Origin of the sequence: Allobosea sp. BH3 (assembly GCF_025499465.1) — a bacterium.
Lineage (GTDB): Bacteria > Pseudomonadota > Alphaproteobacteria > Rhizobiales > Beijerinckiaceae > Allobosea.
In genome coordinates this window covers 400452-419676 of sequence record NZ_JAIMCA010000001.1, presented here as the reverse complement: position 1 = coordinate 419676, position 19225 = coordinate 400452, and the positions used below count along the sequence as shown (strand labels likewise).

Annotated in this window: 21 protein-coding genes and 1 tRNA gene; 10 read left to right on the top strand and 12 right to left on the bottom strand. The window is 67.3% G+C overall.

From position 1 onward, the window contains the following. Positions 1-361 precede the first annotated feature (361 nt). Genes msuE through BoBH3_RS01970 form a run of 8 tightly spaced genes read left to right on the top strand, consistent with a single transcriptional unit; the run spans position 362 to position 8218 of the window. On the top strand, positions 362-928 hold the full coding sequence (gene msuE, locus BoBH3_RS02005; RefSeq protein WP_262329081.1) for an FMN reductase: 567 nt from the start codon (positions 362-364) through the stop codon (positions 926-928). Between the two features lie 10 nt (positions 929-938). Beyond that, complete coding sequence (locus tag BoBH3_RS02000) at positions 939-2099, top strand: acyl-CoA dehydrogenase family protein (RefSeq protein WP_262329080.1); 1161 nt, start codon at positions 939-941, stop codon at positions 2097-2099. Then, complete coding sequence (locus BoBH3_RS01995) at positions 2096-3181, top strand: LLM class flavin-dependent oxidoreductase (protein ID WP_262329079.1); 1086 nt, start codon at positions 2096-2098, stop codon at positions 3179-3181. Before BoBH3_RS02000 ends, BoBH3_RS01995 begins: the two co-directional genes overlap by 4 nt. Before the next feature lie 38 nt (positions 3182-3219). Beyond that, positions 3220-4260, top strand: a complete 1041-nt coding sequence (locus BoBH3_RS01990; protein WP_262329078.1) for an ABC transporter substrate-binding protein — start codon at positions 3220-3222, stop codon at positions 4258-4260. Positions 4261-4271: 11 nt separating this feature from the next. After that, on the top strand, positions 4272-5276 hold the full coding sequence (locus BoBH3_RS01985) for an ABC transporter permease (RefSeq protein ID WP_262329077.1): 1005 nt from the start codon (positions 4272-4274) through the stop codon (positions 5274-5276). Then, positions 5270-6070, top strand: a complete 801-nt coding sequence (locus tag BoBH3_RS01980; protein WP_262329076.1) for an ABC transporter ATP-binding protein — start codon at positions 5270-5272, stop codon at positions 6068-6070. The genes BoBH3_RS01985 and BoBH3_RS01980 overlap by 7 nt, the downstream gene beginning before the upstream one ends. A gap of 31 nt (positions 6071-6101) precedes the next feature. Then, positions 6102-6623 carry a YcnI family copper-binding membrane protein gene (locus tag BoBH3_RS01975; RefSeq protein WP_262329075.1) on the top strand — a complete coding sequence of 174 codons (522 nt, stop codon included), beginning with the start codon at positions 6102-6104 and terminating at the stop codon, positions 6621-6623. Between the two features lie 11 nt (positions 6624-6634). Then, the gene (locus BoBH3_RS01970) at positions 6635-8218 is read left to right on the top strand and encodes a copper resistance CopC/CopD family protein (protein WP_262329074.1); all 1584 of its coding nucleotides are present in this window, start codon (positions 6635-6637) and stop codon (positions 8216-8218) included. A 174-nt stretch (positions 8219-8392) separates the two neighbouring features. Here BoBH3_RS01970 and BoBH3_RS01965 read toward each other — a convergent pair. Further along, positions 8393-8477: transfer RNA gene (locus BoBH3_RS01965), tRNA-Leu, on the bottom strand. Between the two features lie 192 nt (positions 8478-8669). Here BoBH3_RS01965 and BoBH3_RS01960 point away from each other — a divergent pair. Both BoBH3_RS01960 and BoBH3_RS01955 read left to right on the top strand, forming a co-directional pair. After that, entirely contained in the window at positions 8670-9281 is a 612-nt protein-coding gene (locus BoBH3_RS01960) for a YqaA family protein (RefSeq protein WP_262329073.1), read from the top strand. 10 nt (positions 9282-9291) lie between these two features. Then, a complete protein-coding gene (locus tag BoBH3_RS01955; protein ID WP_262329072.1) occupies positions 9292-9813 on the top strand; it encodes a disulfide bond formation protein B in 522 nt (173 codons plus the stop codon). 3 nt (positions 9814-9816) lie between these two features. On the opposite strand, the gene BoBH3_RS01950 is transcribed toward BoBH3_RS01955, so the two are convergent. The 11 genes from BoBH3_RS01950 to BoBH3_RS01900 form a co-directional block, all read right to left on the bottom strand. Next, positions 9817-10374, bottom strand: coding sequence for an HNH endonuclease (locus tag BoBH3_RS01950; RefSeq protein ID WP_262329071.1), 558 nt, complete (start codon positions 10372-10374; stop codon positions 9817-9819). A gap of 232 nt (positions 10375-10606) precedes the next feature. After that, positions 10607-11491, bottom strand: coding sequence for a 3-hydroxybutyryl-CoA dehydrogenase (locus BoBH3_RS01945; protein ID WP_262329070.1), 885 nt, complete (start codon positions 11489-11491; stop codon positions 10607-10609). Between the two features lie 84 nt (positions 11492-11575). Further along, complete coding sequence (locus BoBH3_RS01940) at positions 11576-12520, bottom strand: electron transfer flavoprotein subunit alpha/FixB family protein (RefSeq protein ID WP_262329069.1); 945 nt, start codon at positions 12518-12520, stop codon at positions 11576-11578. After that, positions 12520-13266: an electron transfer flavoprotein subunit beta/FixA family protein gene (locus BoBH3_RS01935; protein ID WP_262329068.1), complete on the bottom strand. Its 747-nt coding sequence runs from the start codon at positions 13264-13266 to the stop codon at positions 12520-12522. Before BoBH3_RS01935 ends, BoBH3_RS01940 begins: the two co-directional genes overlap by 1 nt. A 166-nt stretch (positions 13267-13432) precedes the next feature. Beyond that, positions 13433-14131, bottom strand: a complete 699-nt coding sequence (locus tag BoBH3_RS01930; RefSeq protein WP_262329067.1) for a rhomboid family intramembrane serine protease — start codon at positions 14129-14131, stop codon at positions 13433-13435. An 8-nt stretch (positions 14132-14139) separates the two neighbouring features. Continuing rightward, the gene (locus BoBH3_RS01925) at positions 14140-14721 is read right to left on the bottom strand and encodes a cob(I)yrinic acid a,c-diamide adenosyltransferase (RefSeq protein ID WP_262329066.1); all 582 of its coding nucleotides are present in this window, start codon (positions 14719-14721) and stop codon (positions 14140-14142) included. A gap of 58 nt (positions 14722-14779) precedes the next feature. Then, positions 14780-15391: an acyloxyacyl hydrolase gene (locus tag BoBH3_RS01920; RefSeq protein WP_262329065.1), complete on the bottom strand. Its 612-nt coding sequence runs from the start codon at positions 15389-15391 to the stop codon at positions 14780-14782. A gap of 240 nt (positions 15392-15631) precedes the next feature. Then, on the bottom strand, positions 15632-15820 hold the full coding sequence (locus tag BoBH3_RS01915; protein ID WP_262329064.1) for a twin transmembrane helix small protein: 189 nt from the start codon (positions 15818-15820) through the stop codon (positions 15632-15634). 73 nt (positions 15821-15893) lie between these two features. After that, positions 15894-17174 carry a glycosyltransferase family protein gene (locus BoBH3_RS01910; RefSeq protein WP_262329063.1) on the bottom strand — a complete coding sequence of 427 codons (1281 nt, stop codon included), beginning with the start codon at positions 17172-17174 and terminating at the stop codon, positions 15894-15896. Between the two features lie 130 nt (positions 17175-17304). Then, positions 17305-18084: a polysaccharide deacetylase family protein gene (locus BoBH3_RS01905; RefSeq protein WP_262329062.1), complete on the bottom strand. Its 780-nt coding sequence runs from the start codon at positions 18082-18084 to the stop codon at positions 17305-17307. Continuing rightward, positions 18081-19223 (bottom strand): glycosyltransferase family 4 protein, encoded by a 1143-nt coding sequence (locus BoBH3_RS01900; RefSeq protein WP_262329061.1) that lies wholly within the window; start codon positions 19221-19223, stop codon positions 18081-18083. Before BoBH3_RS01900 ends, BoBH3_RS01905 begins: the two co-directional genes overlap by 4 nt. Positions 19224-19225 lie beyond the last annotated feature (2 nt).

Here is a 19225-nt window from a genome sequence, read left to right as displayed (position 1 = left end):
AATGTCCGGACTTTACTATTACCAACTGGGTGGCACGATCTGTAGATTGGCCGAAAACGAACCTTATCGGCTACAGATCAGATATTCTGCAAATTTAATTACTCTACCTCGCATTCTGAGAACAAAGATATTCTAAAACACTCAGATCGGTGATCTCCGAATACCCGGCATCCCTAGATGCCCATGCCATCGGCGCCACCCGGAACAGCACAGCTTCCTTCGTCGTGCCATATCTTTAAAAGAACATTCTGTTTGACATAACGAACGATACAGCGTCGCATTAAGGGGTCGAAAACGGCACCGATCGGGCTGTGTTTCGACGGCGCGCCGCAGACGGTGCGCTCGTGCTGGAGGTGACGGAATGGCTCTGCGAACGATCGCGGGATTCTCGGGAAACCTTGCGCGGCCTTCGCGGACGCGGTCCCTCGTCGAGGCGGTAACCGTGGCGGCGGCCGACCGGCTCCTGCTTGAACCGACCGTGCACGATCTCGAGGATCTGGCCCCCTCGCTGGGCTCGGCGCGCCGGCTCGACGAGCTGGGCGCCGGTGCGCGGGCCGTCGTCGACGCGATCCTGGCAGCGGATCTGCTCGTCATCGGCTCGCCGACCTACAAGGGCAGTTATACTGGACTGTTCAAGCATCTGATCGACCTGCTCGATCCGACCACTCTGGCGGGCAAGCCGATCATCCTGACGGCGACGGGCGGCAGCGACCGCCACGCGCTGATCATCGAGCACCAGTTGCGGCCACTGTTCGGCTTCTTCGCCGCGCATACCGCCCCGACCGGAATCTACGCAACCGATCGCGACTTCGAGGAGGGGCGCATCGTGTCCGCGCAGGTCCGGCAGCGCATCGACCAGAGCATCGTGGAGGCCGGGCGCCTGCTGCCGGAAGCGGGAAGCACCGCACGACTCCTTGCGGCGGAATGAGGCGGCTGCGGTGAACCCCGTTCCGACCCTGCTCGAACGCGCCAGGCTGGTGGCTGCGGAGATCGCGGAGAACGCAGCCGCACTTGACCGCTCGGGCGCCTTCCCTGCCGAGAACATCGCGCGGGTGCATCGTGCCGGGCTCAGCGCACTGACCGCGCCGAGGACACTCGGGGGAAGGGATGCCGGCTTTCTCGATGTCTATCAGGTCATCGGGGCGATCGCCGAGGCGGAGCCGTCCACGGCTCTCATCCTGTCGATGCAGTACATCCATCTCAGGACGTTGTTGCGCAGCCGCGCCCCGTCGCATCTGGTCGAGAAGGTCGTCGCGAGCGCCGTCGAGGACGGCGCGCTGATCAATGCGCTGCGGGTCGAGCCCGATCTCGGCACACCACTGCGCGGCGGGCTGCCGGCCACGACCGCCGCACGGACCGCGGATGGCTGGCGCATCTCCGGCCGGAAGATCTATTCTACCGGCGCGGCGGGATTGAGCTGGGCCTGGGTCTGGGCGCGCACCGACGAGGATGAGCCGCGTGTCGGCGGCTTCCTCGTGCCGATGGCCGCCCGGGGCATCCGCATCGAGCCGAGCTGGGACCAGCTCGGCATGCGCGCCACGGCGAGCGACGACGTCGTCTTCGACGGGGTCGAGGTTCCGGCCGATCATGCAGCGGATATCCGCCTGCCACAGGGATGGGGGCCACCAGAGGGCGCGCAGGCGGTGCTCCATGCGCTGCTGGTGCCGGCCATCTACGACGGGGTGGCGCGCGCTGCCCGCAACTGGCTGACCGGTTTCCTGAACGCGCGCCGGCCGAGCAATCTCGGCGATACGCTCGCGAGCCTGCCGCGCATCCAGCAAGCGGTCGGGGAGATCGAGGAGAAGCTCGCCGTCAATCGCCGGTTGCTGCGCTCCGTGGCAGCCGAGGCGGATGCCGGCGAATACCTCTCCGCCAGCGAAGCCGCGCTGATCAAGCTCACCGTCACCGAGAACGCCATCGCCGCCACCGAGATCGCGCTGAAGCTCAGCGGCAATCACGGCGTCAGCCGCTCCAATCCGCTGGAGCGGCATTACCGCAACGTCCTCTGCGGACGCATCCACTCCCCCCAGGAAGACAGCGCCCGTCAGCAGGCAGGCCGCATCGCTCTCACACCCGACACGAAAGGTGCAGCACAATGAGCATCGAATTCATCGGCTTCGTCGGCAATTTCCGCGCCTCGGAAACGGTCGTCCGTTCAGGCCCCGTCGTCGACCTCAACTATATCGAGACGCTCGCGAAGGCGCAGGAATATGGCGGCTTCGACCGCGTCCTGCTGGCCTTCCACTCGACCTCGCCCGAGAGCATCCTGGTCGGCCAGCATGTCGCCTCGGTGACCCGCGACCTCAAGCTGATGATCGCGCATCGCCCCGGCTTCACGACGCCGACGATCGCCGCCCGCCAGCTCGCCACGCTCGACCACATCACGGAGGGGCGCGTCGCGGTCCATATCATCACGGGCGGCGACGATGCTGAGCTGGCGCAGGATGGCGACCACCTCACCAAGGACGAGCGCTATGCCCGCGCCAGCGAGTATCTCGACATCGTCCGGCGCGAATGGACGAGCCCCGAGCCCTTCGACCATGACGGCACCTACTACAAGCTGCGCCGCGCCTTCTCGGAGGTGAAGCCGTTCTCGGGCTCGATCCCGGTCTATTTCGGCGGCGCCTCCGAGGCCGCGATCAAGGTCGCCGGCCGGCATGCCGACATTTACGCGCTGTGGGGCGAGACCCATGATCAGGTGCGCGAACTCATCGCCCGGGTGCGCAACGCCGCCGCTGCCCATGGGCGCAAGCCACGCTTCAGCCTGTCGCTGCGGCCGATCCTGGCCGACACGGAAGAGCAGGCTTGGGCGAAGGCCGACGCCATCCTCGAAGCCGCGAAGGCGCGGATCGAGAAGACCGGCTTCGTGCGCAAGCCGGCAGGGCCGGAGAACGAGGGTTCGCGCCGGCTGCTGGAGGCGGCCGCCAAGGGCACACGCCTGGACAAGCGGCTCTGGACCGGGCTTGCGGCGCTGACCGGCGCGCGGGGCAACTCCACCTCGCTCGTCGGCACGCCAGACCAGGTCGCCGACGCGATCCTCGACTACTACGACCTCGGCGTCACCAGCATCCTGATCCGCGGCTTCGATCCGGTCACCGACGCGGTCCAGTACGGCCAGGAGCTGATCCCGCGCGTGCGCGCCCTCGTCGCTGCCCGCGAAGCGCAGCGCGCCGTCGCCTGAAGCCTTTCCCGAACGATCATAGACCGGAGCGACCAGCCATGACCGAAGCAGCCACCGAAACAGATCGCCACGGACTCGACAGGCGCACGCTTCTTCGCGGGGCAGCCCTCGGCGGCCTTGCCCTCCCGCTCGGCGCCCTGGCCGCGGGCCAAAGCCGGGCCCAGCCCGCGGCGGGCAAGCTGACCAAGATCAAATTCGCGACCAACTCCGTCGCGCCCTGCCTGTCGCCGGTCTATCTCGCCAAGGACAAGGGGCTCTACGAAAAATACGGGCTGGACGTGGAGCTGATCGACTTCGGCGGCCCAACGGAGAACCTGCTGGAAGCGCTCGCCACCGGCAAGGCGGATGCCGGCGTCGGCATGGCGCTGCGCTGGCTCAAGGCGCTGGAAGCCGGCTTCGATGTCAAGATCACGGCCGGTTCCCACGGCGGCTGCTCGCGGCTCGTCGCGCTGGAATCCACGAATCTGCGCACGCTCGCGGACCTCAAGGGCAAGACCATCGGCATCACCGACCTCAACAGCCCGGGCAAGCACTTCTTCTCCATCCTGCTCCACAAGGAAGGGCTCGATCCGGTCCGCGACGTCGAATGGCGGCAATATCCGATCGCCGCCCTGCCGATCGCGGCCGAGAAGGGCGAGGTCCATGCCGTCGCCGACGGCGATCCCAACGCCTATCTCTGGTTGAAGCGCGGCGGCTGGGTGCAGATCGCGTCCAATCTCGACCACGGCTTCGAAAATCGCGTCTGCTGCATCATCGGCGTGCGCGGCAGCCTGGTGCGCGACGACCCGAAGATCGCCACGGCGCTGAACCGGGCCGTTCTGGAAGCGCATGACTGGACCGTGGCCAAGCCGGAAGATGCCGGCCACTCCTTCGCCCGCTTCGCGCCGAAGCACGTCACGCCCGAGGACATCATCGGCATCCTCAAGGGCCAGACGCATAACCACCGGCCCGTCGGCAACGAGCTGAAGCGCGAGCTCGCGCTCTACGCCGAGGAGCTGCGCGCGGTGCGCGTCTTCAAGGCATCCACCGATCCGAAGACCTTCGCCGAGAAGGTCTATGCCGACGTATTCTCGGCCTGAGGGGAAAGCGCATGAGCGGCGCCGGAATCGCATTCGAACGGGAGGGGGCGACCAGCGGAATCCGCTGGCCGTTCGCTGCCTGGTGGGGAACGGGCCTCGTCGGCGCAGCCGTCTGGCTGGGCGTGGCGGCGCTGACGGTGCTGTGGCGGGAGGTCATCCCCTTGCCCTATGGCGACGCCTTCGCCTGGATCTGCGCGGCCGTCGCCGCGGTCCTGCTCGTCGGGGCCGTCAGCGGCGCGCCGGGCCGGATCGGGCAGCGGTTGCGCAATGCCGGTCCCTGGGCGATCGCGCTCGGGCTCTTCCTCGGCCTCTGGGAGGTCGTGACCGCCAAGACGGGCCGCCTGCCACTGCCCTTCTTTCCCTCACCGCAGGCGCTCGTCGAGGTCTATGTCGACGATTGGCCGCGTCTGCTCGACAGCCTGGGCGCTTCAGGCTGGCTGCTGGTGCGCGGCTTCTTCTTCGGGGCGCTCGCCGGCTTCTCGATCGGCCTCGCCATGGGATGGTGGCGCCGTGCCGGCTACTGGATCCACCCGGTCCTGAGGCTGATCGGCCCGGTGCCGGCGACCGCCTGGCTGCCTATCATCTTCTTCGTCTTCCCGACGAGCGCCAGCGCCAGCGTCTTCGTGATCGCGCTAGCCAGCGCTTTCCCGGTCGCGGTGCTGACATGGTCGGGCATCGCCAGCGTCAACCGCGACTATTACGACATCGCCCGTACGCTCGGCGCCAGCGAGCGCTTTCTGATCCTCAAGGTCGCGGTGCCGGCGGCGCTCCCGCATCTCTTCGTCGGCCTGTTCATGGGGCTCGGTTCCTCCTTCGCCGTGCTGGTCGTCGCGGAGATGCTGGGCGTGAAGTCCGGGCTCGGCTGGTATCTGAGCTGGGCTCAGGGCTGGGGCGCCTATGCCAATCTCTACGCCGCGCTGCTGGTGATGGCGCTCGCCTGCTCGACGTTGATCACGGTGCTGTTCCGGGTCCGCGACCGGCTGCTCTCCTGGCAGAAGGGGATGGTCAGATGGTAGCCGCTGCCGCCCTGCGCCGCCCGGAGGCCGAGACGGCTTCCGGCTTCGGCATCGACATCCGGGATGTCTCGCATCGCTTCGTCCTTGACGGAAAGCCGCTGCCCGTCCTCGACCAGGTGAGCTTCTCGGTGGAGCCCGGCTCGTTCACGGCGCTGATCGGCCCCTCTGGCTGCGGGAAGTCGACACTGCTGCGGCTGCTGGCGGGGCTCGACCATCCGTCCGAGGGGCAGCTCCTCGTCGACGATCTTCCGGTCGGGCGTCCGGACCCGTCGCGTATCCTCGTCTTCCAGGATCCGACGCTGTTTCCCTGGCGAAGCGTGCGCGACAACGTCGCGCTCGGGCCCGAGGCCCGCGGCACCGCCAAGGCGGACGGCGCGCGGATCGACGAGGTCATCCGCACCGTCGGGCTGGACGGCTTCTCGTCAGCGTATCCGCATCAGCTTTCCGGCGGCATGGCGCAGCGCGTCTCGCTGGCGCGGGCGCTGGTGAACGATCCGCGGCTGCTGCTGCTGGACGAGCCGCTGGGCAAGCTCGACTCGCTGACGCGCCTCGCGATGCAGGAAGAGCTGGTCGCGATCTGGCGTCGCACGGGGCTGACCGCGCTGCTCGTCACCCACGATGTCGAGGAAGCCCTGTTCCTGAGCCAGCGCGTGATCGTGTTCGGCCCACGTCCGGCCCGGATCGTCGCGACGATCGATGTCGACCTGCCCTATCCCCGCCATCGCGGCGATCCGCGCCTGGCAGAGCTTCGCCGCGAAGCGCTCGGCCATCTCGGCCTCGCCAAGAGCTGGTGAGCGGCCCCATCCGATCCAAGGAGATATGCTGATGACCGCGCTGACGCGCCTTGCCCTGCTCCCTGTCGCGTTGCTGCTGCCGCTCTCGGCGGCCAGCGCCCATGTCACCCTCGAGAACAGGGAGGCCGTCGCCGGCGCCTCCTTCAAGCTCGTGCTGCGGGTGCCCCATGGCTGCTCCGGCGCCGCGACGACCAAGCTGCGCGCGCGCATCCCCGAGGCCTTCCGCTCGGCAAAGCCGCAGCCGAAGCCCGGCTGGACGCTCGATGTGGTGACGGCCAAGGGCGCGGCTGCCGGCGGCGGGCACGGACACGATGATGCGACGGCGCCGCAGGAGGTTTCCTGGACAGGCGTGCTCGGGGATGCCAGCTACGACGAGTTCGTGCTCTGGGTCTCGACGGCCAAGACCGCGCCGCTTGGCCCGGTCTATGTCCCGATCGTTCAGGAATGCGGAGACAAGGTCCAGCGCTGGATCGAGATCCCGTCCGACGGCAATGCGCCGGCCTCGCTCAAATCGCCTGCGCCTTCGTTTCGGCTGATCGGCCAGCCGTCCTGATTGCGGGCACCATGCGCTTCCGGAGCGCCAGCATCGCCCTGCTGGCGCTGTTCCTCACATGGCTGCCGGTTGGTGAAGCAGGTGCTCACGGCTCGCTCATCTCGTCCGAACCTGCCGACGGCCTGCTGCTCGACGCGGCACCCGGCGAGATCGTCCTGACCTTCGACGAGGCGACCGAGCTGACGGCGCTGCGCCTGACCGCGCCGGATGGAAGCCACAGGGACGCTGCGGCCCAGCCCGACCGGCTCGTCTCGCATCGGCTCGCGCTGCCACGGAGCACGCTGCAGGGCACGCATGTGCTGTCCTGGCGCGCGGTCTCGGAGGATGGACATCCGATCGGCGGAGCGGTCGTCTTCTCGGTCGGCCATGTCTCGGCGGAGCCGGGCACGGAGTCCGGAACCGCGCGGCCCGTCGCCTGGGCGCTCTGGCTGGCGAGACTTGCCGTAGCCGGCGGAACCGCCTTCGGGATCGGCAGCGCCGCCTTCGTGCTGCTGCTCGCGGGCGGGCGATGGCCGGGCAGGCTGCGCGCGATCGGCGCCGGTTTCCTCGCAGTCGGCATATTGGGCGCGGTGGCGAGCATCGGGCTTCAGGGCCTCGACCTGGCCGGGGCGGACCTCGCCCGCCTCGGTGATCCGGCGATCTGGTGGACCGGGCTCTCGCGCACGCCGCAGGGGACGAGCGCAGTTCTGGTCGCGCTGGGCTTTGCGACGGCCGGCTTCGGCGTTGCCACCCGCTCAAGAGCCTTCGTGCTCACAGCCCTCGGCCTGTCGGGCGCCGCCTTTGCCGCGAGCGGTCACGCGGCGCTCGCTTCCCCCCGCTGGCTGATGCAGCCGGCCGTTTTCCTGCACGCGACCGCGATGACGCTCTGGCTCGGCGCTCTGCCACCGCTCGCCTCCCTCTCGCGCAGGAGCCCGGACGCGCTCGACATTCCGCTGCGGCGTTTCAGCGAGTTTATCCCCTATGGTCTCGCCATCCTGCTCGGATCGGGCCTTGCTCTCGCGCTCGTCCAATTGGGCTCGCTCCCGGCGCTCTGGCAGAGTGCCTATGGGCAGGTCTTCCTGATCAAGCTCGGCCTGCTCGCGGGCGTGCTGGCCCTTGCATGCTTCAACAGGATGCTGACGCCGACAGCCCTTGCCGGCCACTCAGCGGCACGCCGCCGGCTGGCCACCTCAGTGACGGCAGAGACCGTCCTGTCCTTCGCAATCCTGGGCGCAGTCGGCCTCTGGCGCTTCACAGTGCCGCCGCGCGCGCTACCGGCGCCCATGCCCGATGTCGTGCTTTCGCTGGCCGAAGGGGAATTCAGCGCCCGGCTTCGCGTGGGGCCGCCGCGGGTCGGCAAGGTCCGGCTGTTCGTCGAGGAGATCCGCCGCGGATCGGCTCGGATCAACCCCAAGGAGCTGATCGTGACGGTCGAGAAACCCTCGTTCGGCCTGGGGCCCTTCCGCAAGATCGTCGCGCGAAACGGTTCGGGAGCATTCGCCCCTCTCGACATGTTCCTGCCCATGGATGGCATCTGGATCGTCCGGCTGGACGTGCTGGTCGATGACTATCGCCAGGCGAGCCTGCGCGACATGCTGACGCTCGATCCGGCATGACGGCTCGCCGCGCGAGCAAGATTGCAGAAAGCGGACGCTCCCGACGTCTGCAAAGGGCCATTGGCGGCCGTTTAGCTGGGGGCGCTACGATCTTTCAGACGAGCTGCGAACGGCACTGAGAAAGGTCGCCCGGCTCAACTGACAACGCAGCGATTTGGCCGGCGAACGAGCCTTTGGTGCCCCTGGCCGGGATCGAACCAGCACTCCTTGCGGAACTCGATTTTGAGTCGAGCGCGTCTACCAATTCCGCCACAGGGGCCCCTTGCGGGCGGCCGGACTATAGCGATCGGCCAAGGGCGGTCAATCGGCAGATCAGCCCTGTGCCATCCTGAATGCGAGGAGACCCGTTGTCATTCGGCATCGGAATCCTCCAGGCGGGCCGGCTCCGTTTTCAACCAGACGCACCTGCCTGACGTTGCGTCCTCGCCTGGGCCATGCTCTAGAGCGCGCCATGCTGAAGCGCCTCTATGAATGGACCCTGTCGCTCGCTGCCCGGCCGCGCGCGGAGTTGTGGCTCGCGATCGTCGCCTTCGTCGAGAGCTCCGTCTTCCTGATCCCCGCCGATGTGCTGTTCGTGCCGATGGCGCTGGCGCGGCCCGATCGGGCCTGGCGCTTCGCCTTCGTGGCGACGCTGTTTTCCGTGCTTGGCGGCATTGCCGGCTATGCGCTCGGCTACTACGCCTTCGAGGCGCTGGCGAAGCCGGTACTGGCCTTCTACGGCAAGCTGGGCGCCTTCGAGCAGATGCGGGCCTGTGCGGGGCCGGACACGACGCTGATCCTGCTCACGACCTCGGGTCTGGCGCATCTGCCGCCGATCAAGGTGGTGACGATCCTGGCGGGCGCCGTCCATATCGGCCTGACTTTTTTCGTCATCTCCTGCGTGCTGGCGCGCGGCGCGCGCTTCTTCGCGCTGGCCCTGCTTCTACGGAACTACGGCCCTGCCATCCGCCATTTCATCGAGCGTCGCCTGAAAGTGATCGCGGTGCTGGGGGCGGCAGTGCTGATCCTGCTTTATTTCGGCCTCAAGCTCATCGCAGGGTCTGGCCAGCTGTTCTCCTGCTGAGCCTCGAGCCATGTCCGCTTCCGCCTTCGCCAGCTCTGCCCCGAAGTCGTTGCTCAGCAGGCAGAGGCTGATCGCGCTGATCGGCCTTGCGAGCCTCGCGCTGATCGGCGGCGCCTGGTTCTTCGAGCTCGTCATCCATCTCACGCCCTGCAAGCTCTGCCTCGAGCAGCGCGTGCCGCATTATGCCGCCATCGGCCTGGCATTGGCCGGCCTGGTGCTGGCGCGCTCGTCGCTGCTGCAATGGATCGTGCTGCTGGGCCTGGCCGTTCTGATGGCCTGGAGCACCGGGCTCGGAGTCTACCACGCCGGGGTCGAATGGGGCTGGTTCATCGGGCCGAACGATTGCGGCGGTGGGGCAGGGGCTGCTGCGGCCGGGGTGCAGGATTTCATGAAGGCGCTGCAGACGACACGCATTGTCGCCTGCTCGGAGGCGGCCTGGCGCTTCCTCGGCCTGTCGCTGGCCGGCTGGAACGCCGTGGCTTCCGCCGGGCTGTTCCTGCTCGCAGCTTACGGGCTGACCCGGAAGGCTTGAGCCTTACGGCTCCAGTTCCGAATCCCAGTAGAGATAGTCGAGCCAGCTCTCGTGGAGATAGTTCGGCGGGAAGAGCTTGCCGTTGCGGTGCAGGTCGTTGACCGTCGGTGCGTAGGGCTTCTGCGCCGGGAACATCTCGACCGAGGCCGGCATCTTGTCGCCCTTGCGCAGGTTGCAGGGCGAACAGGCGGCGACGACGTTCTCCCAGGTGGTCATGCCGCCCTTTGAACGCGGGACGACGTGATCGAACGTCAGTTCGTCGCGCTCGCCGCAATACTGGCAGGCGAATCGGTCACGCAGGAAGACGTTGAAGCGGGTGAAGGCCGGCGTCCGCGAGGGCTTGATATAGCACTTCAACGAGACGACGGAGGGCAGCCGCATGTCGAAGCTGGGGCTGCGGACGACGGTGTCGTATTCGGAGACGATGTTGACGCGATCCATGAAGACCGCCTTGATCGCGTCCTGCCAGCTCCAGAGAGACAAGGGATAGTAACTGAGCGGCCGGAAATCGGCGTTCAGGACGAGGGCCGGACAACTATCCGGCGACGCCATCGGATGCATCACATGCGCCGTCAAACTCGTCGCACCTCCGCTTCATCGGGCGGGACGAATCCCGCCGGATGATGAATGTAAGCGCGAGACGACAGGAATGTGAAGAGCGGGGAAAAGCAAGCGGGCGTCCGAGTGCCTGCCGTGATGCCCGGGCTGGGCCCGAGCATCGTGGAAACCACCGTCGTCGGGGCCCCGGATGCCCGGATTTACGTTTCGCTCGCCCGAAAACGGCGTGAAAACGTCAACGCGTGGGAACGGGCTTCTCGCCGCGATAATCGTAGAAGCCCCGCTTGGTCTTGCGGCCGAGCCAGCCAGCCTCGACATATTTCACCAGCAGCGGGCAGGGGCGGTACTTCGAATCGGCCAGTCCGTCATGAAGCACCTGCATCACCGAGAGACAGGTGTCGAGGCCGATGAAATCGGCGAGCTGGAGCGGGCCCATCGGGTGGTTGGCGCCCAGCCGCATCGCGGTGTCGATCGCATCGACGGAGCCGACGCCCTCATAGAGGGTATAGACGGCCTCGTTGATCATCGGCAGCAGGATGCGGTTGACGATGAAGGCCGGGAAGTCCTCGGAGACCGAGACGGTCTTGTGCAGCTTGTCGACGAGGTCCTTGGCGCGCTCGAAGGTGCCGTCGTCGGTCGCGATGCCGCGAATCAGCTCGACGAGCTGCATCAGCGGCACCGGGTTCATGAAATGGATACCGATGAAATGCTCGGGCCGGTCCGTTGCGGCGGCGAGCCGGGTGATCGAGATCGAGGAGGTGTTGGAGGCCAGGATGGCATCGGGCCTCAGATGTGGGCAGACGGCGGTGAAGATCTTGCGCTTGATCTCCTCGTTCTCGGTCGCGGCCTCGATCACGAGATCGCAGGCGCCAAGATCGGCGAGATCGACAGCCGGCAGAATCCTACCGACGGCCGCGCGGCGCTCTTCATCGGCGAGCGCGCCCTTGGAGACCTGGCGGGCCATGTTGCCGTCGATGGTGGCCAGAGCCGCCTTGATCCGATCCTCGGCGAGGTCGTGCAGCCTGATGTCGAAGCCCGCTACCGCCGCGACATGGGCGATGCCGTTGCCCATCTGGCCTGCCCCGATGATGCCGATCGTCTTGATCGCGTGGTCCGCCATGGTCTGATCCCGGATAATCTCTGTCGTGCTCCCGCAGGAGCGGAACGGGCCGCCCTGGAGGCGGCCCGGAATGCGGTCCGTCGCTTACTTGCCGGCCTTAGCGAGCTCTTGCTCGAGCTCCGGCAGGATCGTGAAGAGATCGCCGACGAGGCCGTAATCGGCGACCTGGAAGATCGGCGCCTCCTCGTCCTTGTTGATCGCGACGATGACCTTGGAGTCCTTCATGCCCGCCAGATGCTGGATCGCGCCGGAAATGCCGACCGCAATGTAGAGCTCGGGCGCGACCACCTTACCGGTCTGGCCGACCTGCCAGTCGTTGGGGGCGTAGCCGGCATCGACCGCTGCGCGCGAGGCACCCATGGCAGCACCGAGCTTGTCGGCGACAGGCTCGATCACCTTGGTGAAGTTCTCGGCCGAAGCCAGCGCGCGGCCACCCGAGATGATGATCTTGGCCGAGGCGAGTTCGGGACGATCGGACTTCGCGACTTCCTCACCCTTGAAGCTGGAGGAGCCGGGGTTCTCGGCAGCACTGACGCTCTCGACCGGGGCCGAACCGCCCTCGGCGGCAGCCGGGAAGGAGGCCGTGCGGATGGTGAGGAGCTTCTTCGCCTCGCCGGACTGCACGGTCTGGATGGCGTTGCCGGCATAGACCGGGCGCTCGAAGGTGTCTGGCGAGACGACCTTGGTGACGTCCGAGACCTGCATCACGTCGAGCAGGGCGGCGACGCGCGGCAGAACGTTCTTGCCGGTGGTGGTCGAGGGCGCGATGACGGCATCGTAGCCGGCGGCAAGCTTGACGATCAGGCCCGAAAGCGGCTCGGCGAGCGCGTGGCCATAGGCCGCGTCGTCCGCCAGCAGCACTTTCTCGACGCCGGCGAGCTTGGCGGCCGCATCGGCGGCAGCCTTGGCGCCCTGGCCGGCGACGAGGATGTGGACGGGCGCGCCCAGCGCCTGAGCGGCGGTCAGGGCCTTGGCGGTGGCGTCCTTCAGCGAGGTGCTGTCGTGTTCGGCGATCAGGAGCGTGGTCATCAGATCACCCCGGCAGTCTTGAGCTTGGAGACGAGTTCGGCGGCGCTCGCCACCTTGATGCCGGCGGAGCGGCCGGCCGGCTCGGTCGTCTTCAGTACCTTCAGGCGCGGGGCAACGTCGACGCCGAGCGTCTCGGCGGTGGTCTCGTCGAGCGGCTTTTTCTTCGCCTTCATGATGTTGGGCAGCGAAGCGTAGCGCGGCTCGTTCAGGCGCAGGTCGGTGGTGACGATCGCGGGCAGCTTGAGCGCCACCGTCTGCAGGCCGCCATCGACCTCGCGGGTGACATCGACGCTATCCGCGGCGAGCGCGACCTTCGATGCAAACGTGCCCTGCGGCCAGCCCAGCAGCGCTGCGAGCATCTGGCCGGTCTGGTTGCAATCGTCGTCGATCGCCTGCTTGCCGAGGATGACGAGGCCGGGGCTTTCCTGCTCGACGACCTTCTTCAGGAGCTTGGCGACCGCGAGCGGCTCAACCGTGCCATCGACCTTGACCAGGATGCCGCGGTCGGCGCCCATCGCAAGACCCGTGCGGATCGTCTCCGCCGCCTGCGCCGGGCCGATCGAGACGACGATGACTTCGGTCGCCTTGCCCGCTTCCTTGAGCCGCAGCGCCTCTTCGACGGCGATCTCGTCGAAGGGGTTCATCGACATCTTCACATTGGCGAGCTCGACGCCCGAACCGTCCGCCTTCACGCGGATCTTCACATTGTAGTCGACCACCCGCTTCACGGGCACCAAGATCTTCATCGTCAGATCACCGTTCAGAAGAGATGCGCCTCGCGCCGCGCCGTCGAAGACGGCAGGAATGGCGGCATCGCGGCCATCGGAATGCGTCGGGACCGTAACGATGGCCCTTCGCGCTTGTCAACGCGTCAGAAGGCAGGACGGAGAGGCAAAAGCGCACGGTCCGACCTCAGCCACGAGCGGGCTTGCGGCCGAAGAGCGGCACATCGCGGTGGATGAAGAGCGGTGTCAGCGCCGCGCCCGTGGCAAGCCCGCCCAGATGGGCCCACCAGCCGACATTGCCGTCCGTCTGGAACAGGGCCGACCCCGCCTGCAGCAGGATCCAGCCGCCGAGCGCATAGAGCGCGGGAACGTGGATGGGGATCCAATTGAAGGCAACGCCCCAGATCCGCACCTGCGGGTAGAGCATCAGATAGGAGGCGATGACGCCAGAGATCGCGCCTGAGGCGCCGATCAGCGGCTGCTCCGATCCCGGATACATGCCGGCATGGATGACCGATCCGCCGAGCCCGCAGAGGAAGAAGAAGACGAAGAAGCGTGCATGACCCATTGCATCCTCGACATTGTCGCCGAAGACCCAGAGGAAAAGCATGTTGCCGAGCAGATGCGCGACATTGGCATGCAGCAGGATGTTGCTGAACAGGGTCAGCCAGGGGGGCAGGTGAAGGAGGCCCTCGGGCAATTGCGCCGTGCCGAACAGCACGGAGGGGATCATTCCGAAGCCGGCCATGACGGCGAGTCGGCCGTCCTGCTGCGGCTGGAACCAGAGCGCGAGATAGATGGCGACGCTGGCGGCGATCAACCCATAGGTCACATAGGGGGTCCGCATGAAGCGCAGCGGCACGCCGTCATGCAGGGGGACGAACACGGCGCGCCTCAGCGATTGCCGCCCGGCACCCAGAGCACGTCGCCGCCCGCCTTCGCGTTGAGGAAGCGGGAAGCGACGAACAGCAGGTCCGAGAGGCGGTTGATGTATTTCAGTGCGGCCGCACCGACCGTTTCACCCTCTGTCGCGGCGAGCTCCGTCATCAGGCGCTCTGCCCTGCGGCTGACGGTGCGGGCGAGATGCAGATGGGTCGCGGCCGGCGTGCCACCGGGCAGCACGAAGGAGCGCAGGGGGCTAAGGCTTTCGTTCATCTGGTCGATCTCGGCCTCGAGCCGGTCGACCTGGGCCTGGACGATCCGCAGCGGCTCGAAGGCAAGAGGCTCGCTGGTTTCGGGGGTCGAGAGATCGGCGCCGAGATCGAAGAGGTCGTTGCTGATCCGCCCGAGCATGGCCTCGATGTCGGCATCCTCGGCCGCCGCATGCAGGCGCGCCAGTCCGACGCAGGCATTGGTCTCGTCGACCGTGCCATAGGCGGTGACCCGGAGGTCGTGCTTCGCCCGGCGCGAGCCGGTCGTCAGCCCGGTCGTGCCGGCGTCGCCAGTGCGCGTGTAGATGCGATTGAGCTTGACCATGTCACGCTTATAGCGTGCGCCGGGGCGGACGGAAGTGCGAAGACGCCCGGAAAGGGACTTAGAACGTGTAGCCGAGCCTTGCGCCGATGTTGGCGGGGCCGCGACTGGAGTTGCCATTGCCGTTGGCGCAGCCGGCGGAGCTGAAATGCTCGAGCGTGGTGACGAGGCTCCAGCGGTCGGACAGGCGGACGCCGACGGCTGCGGCCTCGCGTGTGCCGCTGTTGCAGCTGAGATTCAGGCGGTCCTGCGGGACGACAAAGCCGGTCTTGCCGTCGTTCAACGCGGCGGCGAGGCTCGCTTCGACGAAAATGTCCCGGGTGACGTCGAAGGTCCAGGTCGCGCCCGCATAGGCGTAGCGCGTGCCATTGACGTTCAGGCTGCTGCCCAGGTTGAAGCGCGGGATGAAGGCCGCGGCGATCCGGTCCGTCGGTTGGATGAGGCGCGGCGAGATGATCTCCGCCCCGATATTCGCAAGCCCTCCTTCGCGGCCGCCGGGATTGGCAAGGCCGGCGCCGATGCGGGCTTCCCAGGCCGGGGCTGGCAGCTCGCTCGCCGGGGCGTAGCTCGAGACGTTGCTGGGGAGCGGTTGGCTGGAGAGCGACCGCGTCTGTGCAGACGCGGAAGAAGCGACCAGGCAACCGGCAAGGAGCAGCAACGCGACGCGAACCATAGGCCTTCGGCGGTGTGGGAGCGGGGACGGGGCAGTCAAGCGCACGGAGTCATGTTTGGAATATGACGGCGCGGGCCGGCCCTGATTTCATTAACGATACCTTAATCTCGCGATCCGGAGGATTTCGCAAGAGGCATTCGGTGTCGCAGCCCGCCCCTGGAGAGAGGTCACTGGATAGCGGGGACAGCTGATCGATCATCAGCCTTGTCGAGGCGGAATTGCCGCCTTCGGGGCGGTGTTTCAGCCGTTGCGCCACCAAAGCACGATGACGATGCAGATGATGGCGAGGAACTGCAGGATGACGCGCAGCCGCATCAGCTTCTGCGAGGTGTTGGCGCTGCCCCCGCGCAGCATGTTGACCAGGCCGAGCAGCAGGACGACAGCGACGGCGCCGACCGCGACGGAGACGAGCGTGTTGGACAGGGTCATGGGCGCAGCCTCTAAAGCGGTGGCCGGGGCTTGACCAGCACTGCCATGCGAAAGGTGTCTCGGGTGACCCGCGTCAGCTCGTCGCGGCGGTCTGCGCCAGCGCGCGGCCGCGAACCGGCGTCGACAGGTCGTCCGCCAGCGCCCGGCTGATGGCGGGCAGGCCGTCCAGCAGATCGGGCATGAAGGCCTGGGACGGTGGGGGGCGCTTCGGCAGGGCGCGAAGGGCTGCGGCCATGACCAGCGGGTCGCGCTCGCCTTCGCCGGTTTCGGAGGGATCGTAGAGCATGCCGATCAGCCCGAGCTCCTCGGCGCGCCGGGCGCGGATCGCCTGTTCGAGGCGGGGCCGGACGCGCGGGATGACCAGCGCCGGTTTGTCGAAGGAGAGGATCTCGCAAAAGGTGTTGTAGCCGCCCATGGCGACGACGCAGTGGGCGCGGTTCATCAGCAGTTCGAGGCGCGGCTCAAAGCCGAGACCTTCCAGCTTCGGGATGCGCGCGATGCGTTCCGCGAAGTCCTTGCGCTTCTCGCGCGACATGAAGGGGCCGAAGACGATGAGGGCGGGCAGCTCGATCGTCGGGTCGGCTTCGTAGGCCGAGATCACCCAGTCGATCACGCCGGCCCCGTCGCCGCCGCCGCCGGGCGTCACCAGAATGAAGGGCTGCTTGGCGATTCGCGGATAGCGGTTGGGCGGCATCGGGCTCGGCACCGCGCGCTTCAGATAGCCGAGATAGCGGGTCTTCTCGGCGAAGCGATGCTGCTCGGGCAGGCCGATGAGCGGCTGGTAGATGTCCTCCAGCCCATAGACGAAAATGTCGTCGTAGAAGGTGTCGAGTGCGTCGAGGGCGCCACTGTGGCGCCATTCATCCAGCAGCACCGCCGGCTCGTCGAGCACGTCGCGCAGGCCGAGCACGATGCGGGCACCGCGCCGGCGCAGGATGTCGAGCGAGGGCTTCAGCTCGCCGCGCAGGCCGATGGGCTCCTTGTCGACGATCACCACGTCGGGATCGAAGGAGAGCACGGTCTGCTTGATGAGGTCGGTGCGCAGACGCAGCGTGTCGCCGAGATCGAGATTGAGGTGGTGCGGCTCGTAGCGGCCGTCACCCTGCTTCTCGATGCCGGGAATGCGGACATAGTCGATGCCGTCGCCGAACTGAAAGCTCGAGATGACCGAAGAGCCCGAAACGATGATGATGGAGATATGCGGGAAGCTCGCGATCAGCGCGTTGGCGATGGCGCGGCAGCGGCGGATATGGCCCAGGCCGAAGGTATCGTGGCTGTAGATCAGGACGCGCGGAGCATGGGGGCTGCGCGGCGCCCGTTCGGCTCCGATCAGGTCGACGACGTTGGCAATCATTGGACGCCGCCCTCCACAAACGCCAAACGACCTCGTGGCGAGGACGAACGCCGCAACAACCAGCGCTGCTGATTTATAGCCCGGCGCCCGGCGCTATCCAAGTCCGTCGGCTTGTTCATGTGGCTGGTTCTTACGCTGGGAAAGGGGCGTCGTTCAGCAGAGCGCCCGGATCGACGAGGCGTGCGGCCGGATGGGCGCTGACGGTGCCGAGAAAGGCGGACAGAAAGGCCCAGACCGTCTCGTCATGGTCGCGATGGTGCAGCAGCAGGCCGAGATGGGTGTCGAGCGTCCGGCTGGCGTCGCGCTCTGCGGCCAGCCGGGCGACGATCTCCGCCAGGAGCGCGTCCGGACGGCGGCCGATGCGCCCGCCCTGCCAATCCATCACGTCGACATGGGTGTTGATGAGACGAGGGCCGCCGTCGGCCCCCAGGCGGTAGCCGCGAAAGCAGGAGAGCCCATCGAAGCCGGCCGCCGGCAGGCGCGCGGCATGGCCGGGGTCGATCCGGTTCCAGGGCGGCACGAAGATGGGCAGGATCGCGGGGCCGAGCAGTTCCGTAAGCCGTTGGCGACCGAGCGCGATCTCGGCATCGACGACGGATGGTTCACGGTCGGAGCCGAATTCCGATTTCTTCCCTTCGGCCGCGGTATGATTGCGGTGCCAGGTGCCGTGCTGGCAGGGCCGCAGCAGCGGCATATCGCGCAAGGCCGGAGCGAGAGCCGGTTCCGCCAGCAGCGGGATGACCGCAAGCAGAACGGGGGCGTCGAAGCGTTCGGCGAGGTCGGACAGGCGGGAGAGAGCAGGACTCGGGGCGACGGTGTCGTCGTCCCGCAGCCATAGCCTGAGCTGCCTGCCGTTCTGGCTCCAGCGGTCGAGTTCGTTGTGCAATGCCTGCCAAGGATCGTCGGTCACGAAGCAGCCCGCCCGGCCGCGGCCTTCAGCTTGTTGGAGCGGTGGCGGCAAGCGATGGCGAGCCCGCTCGCCAGATGCGCTGCGGCGCTGGACGTCGAGCGCTCGCCTAGCACGAACCGGCGCGCCGCCTCGCCCATGCGCTCGCGGCGGAGCTGGTCGCGCAAGAGGGCAGTCACCGCCTCGGCGAAGGCCGCCTCATCGCTCTCGGGGCAGAGGAGGGCGGTCTCGCCAGCCTTGACGATCGCGGAGATGCCGCCGCTGTCAAAGGCGACGACCGGCAGCCCGACCGCCTGCGCTTCGAGATAGACCATTCCATAGGCCTCGCGCACGCCCGGCCAGACGAAGACATCATGGTCGGCGAGCTGCTCCAGCGCCCGCTTGCGTTCCATCTGGCCGAGCCAGGCGATGCGTTCAGGCGGGAGTGTGGCGAAGGCCGCCTCCACCGCCCCGCGCTGGCTGCCGTCTCCGATGATGGTCAGATGCCAGTCCTCTTGGCGGATGCGGTCGAGAACGCGGGCGAGGTGCAGGTAGCTTTTCAGCTTGGCGCCCTCCCGCATCATCGCGATGGTGATCAGGCGCGGCGAGCCGGCATGGCCGCGACGGCGCGGCAGATCGTCTTCGATCGTGATGAAGGGCGGCAGCTCCAGCAGGGCCGTGCCCTCTTTGCGCCAGGGCTCGAGGCCCTCGCGGTCGCGGTCGGTGAAATAGAAATGGACGTCGCCCGCGGCAAGTCCGCGCCGGACGATTGCCGTATGGATGGCCCATTCGCCGGTGGCGCGTTTCTCTGCATCGCTGGCCTCGGCGGTGACATAGGGGATGCCCAGGGCTTCCGCGATGCCGGGGCCGACGAGGTCCGGCGCGCGATAGTAGTTGTGGTAGGTGAACCAGAGATTCGGCCGGGGCCGGCTGCCGGTGCGATAGCCGGCCAGGAGCTCCTCGCCCAGCCGGGCAGCTTCCTGCTGGTGGCGGGAGAGTGTCTCGGCGTCGGCGCTGCGCAGATAACCGCGTTCCGACCGCACAGGCTCGACGCTGTGCCCGAGCGATTCCAGCGCCGTGACGAGTTGGCGGGCCATCCGCCGGTCACCCGAGACGCCGCCGTCGTCGAATTGATTGAGCGGGGTATGGAAAGCGATGTGCAAGG

Coding starts and splice junctions, on each gene's coding strand:
- BoBH3_RS01920 (WP_262329065.1), bottom strand. CDS start 15,391: ATGGTTCGCGTCGCGTTGCTGCTCCTTGCCGGTTGCCTGGTCGCTTCT.
- BoBH3_RS01925 (WP_262329066.1), bottom strand. CDS start 14,721: ATGGTCAAGCTCAATCGCATCTACACGCGCACTGGCGACGCCGGCACG.
- BoBH3_RS01935 (WP_262329068.1), bottom strand. CDS start 13,266: ATGAAGATCTTGGTGCCCGTGAAGCGGGTGGTCGACTACAATGTGAAG.
- BoBH3_RS01945 (WP_262329070.1), bottom strand. CDS start 11,491: ATGGCGGACCACGCGATCAAGACGATCGGCATCATCGGGGCAGGCCAG.
- BoBH3_RS01995 (WP_262329079.1), top strand. CDS start 2,096: ATGAGCATCGAATTCATCGGCTTCGTCGGCAATTTCCGCGCCTCGGAA.
- BoBH3_RS01940 (WP_262329069.1), bottom strand. CDS start 12,520: ATGACCACGCTCCTGATCGCCGAACACGACAGCACCTCGCTGAAGGAC.
- BoBH3_RS01990 (WP_262329078.1), top strand. CDS start 3,220: ATGACCGAAGCAGCCACCGAAACAGATCGCCACGGACTCGACAGGCGC.
- BoBH3_RS01915 (WP_262329064.1), bottom strand. CDS start 15,820: ATGACCCTGTCCAACACGCTCGTCTCCGTCGCGGTCGGCGCCGTCGCT.
- BoBH3_RS01980 (WP_262329076.1), top strand. CDS start 5,270: ATGGTAGCCGCTGCCGCCCTGCGCCGCCCGGAGGCCGAGACGGCTTCC.
- BoBH3_RS01970 (WP_262329074.1), top strand. CDS start 6,635: ATGCGCTTCCGGAGCGCCAGCATCGCCCTGCTGGCGCTGTTCCTCACA.
- msuE (WP_262329081.1), top strand. CDS start 362: ATGGCTCTGCGAACGATCGCGGGATTCTCGGGAAACCTTGCGCGGCCT.
- BoBH3_RS01985 (WP_262329077.1), top strand. CDS start 4,272: ATGAGCGGCGCCGGAATCGCATTCGAACGGGAGGGGGCGACCAGCGGA.
- BoBH3_RS01955 (WP_262329072.1), top strand. CDS start 9,292: ATGTCCGCTTCCGCCTTCGCCAGCTCTGCCCCGAAGTCGTTGCTCAGC.
- BoBH3_RS01975 (WP_262329075.1), top strand. CDS start 6,102: ATGACCGCGCTGACGCGCCTTGCCCTGCTCCCTGTCGCGTTGCTGCTG.
- BoBH3_RS01960 (WP_262329073.1), top strand. CDS start 8,670: ATGCTGAAGCGCCTCTATGAATGGACCCTGTCGCTCGCTGCCCGGCCG.
- BoBH3_RS01910 (WP_262329063.1), bottom strand. CDS start 17,174: ATGATTGCCAACGTCGTCGACCTGATCGGAGCCGAACGGGCGCCGCGC.
- BoBH3_RS01950 (WP_262329071.1), bottom strand. CDS start 10,374: ATGCATCCGATGGCGTCGCCGGATAGTTGTCCGGCCCTCGTCCTGAAC.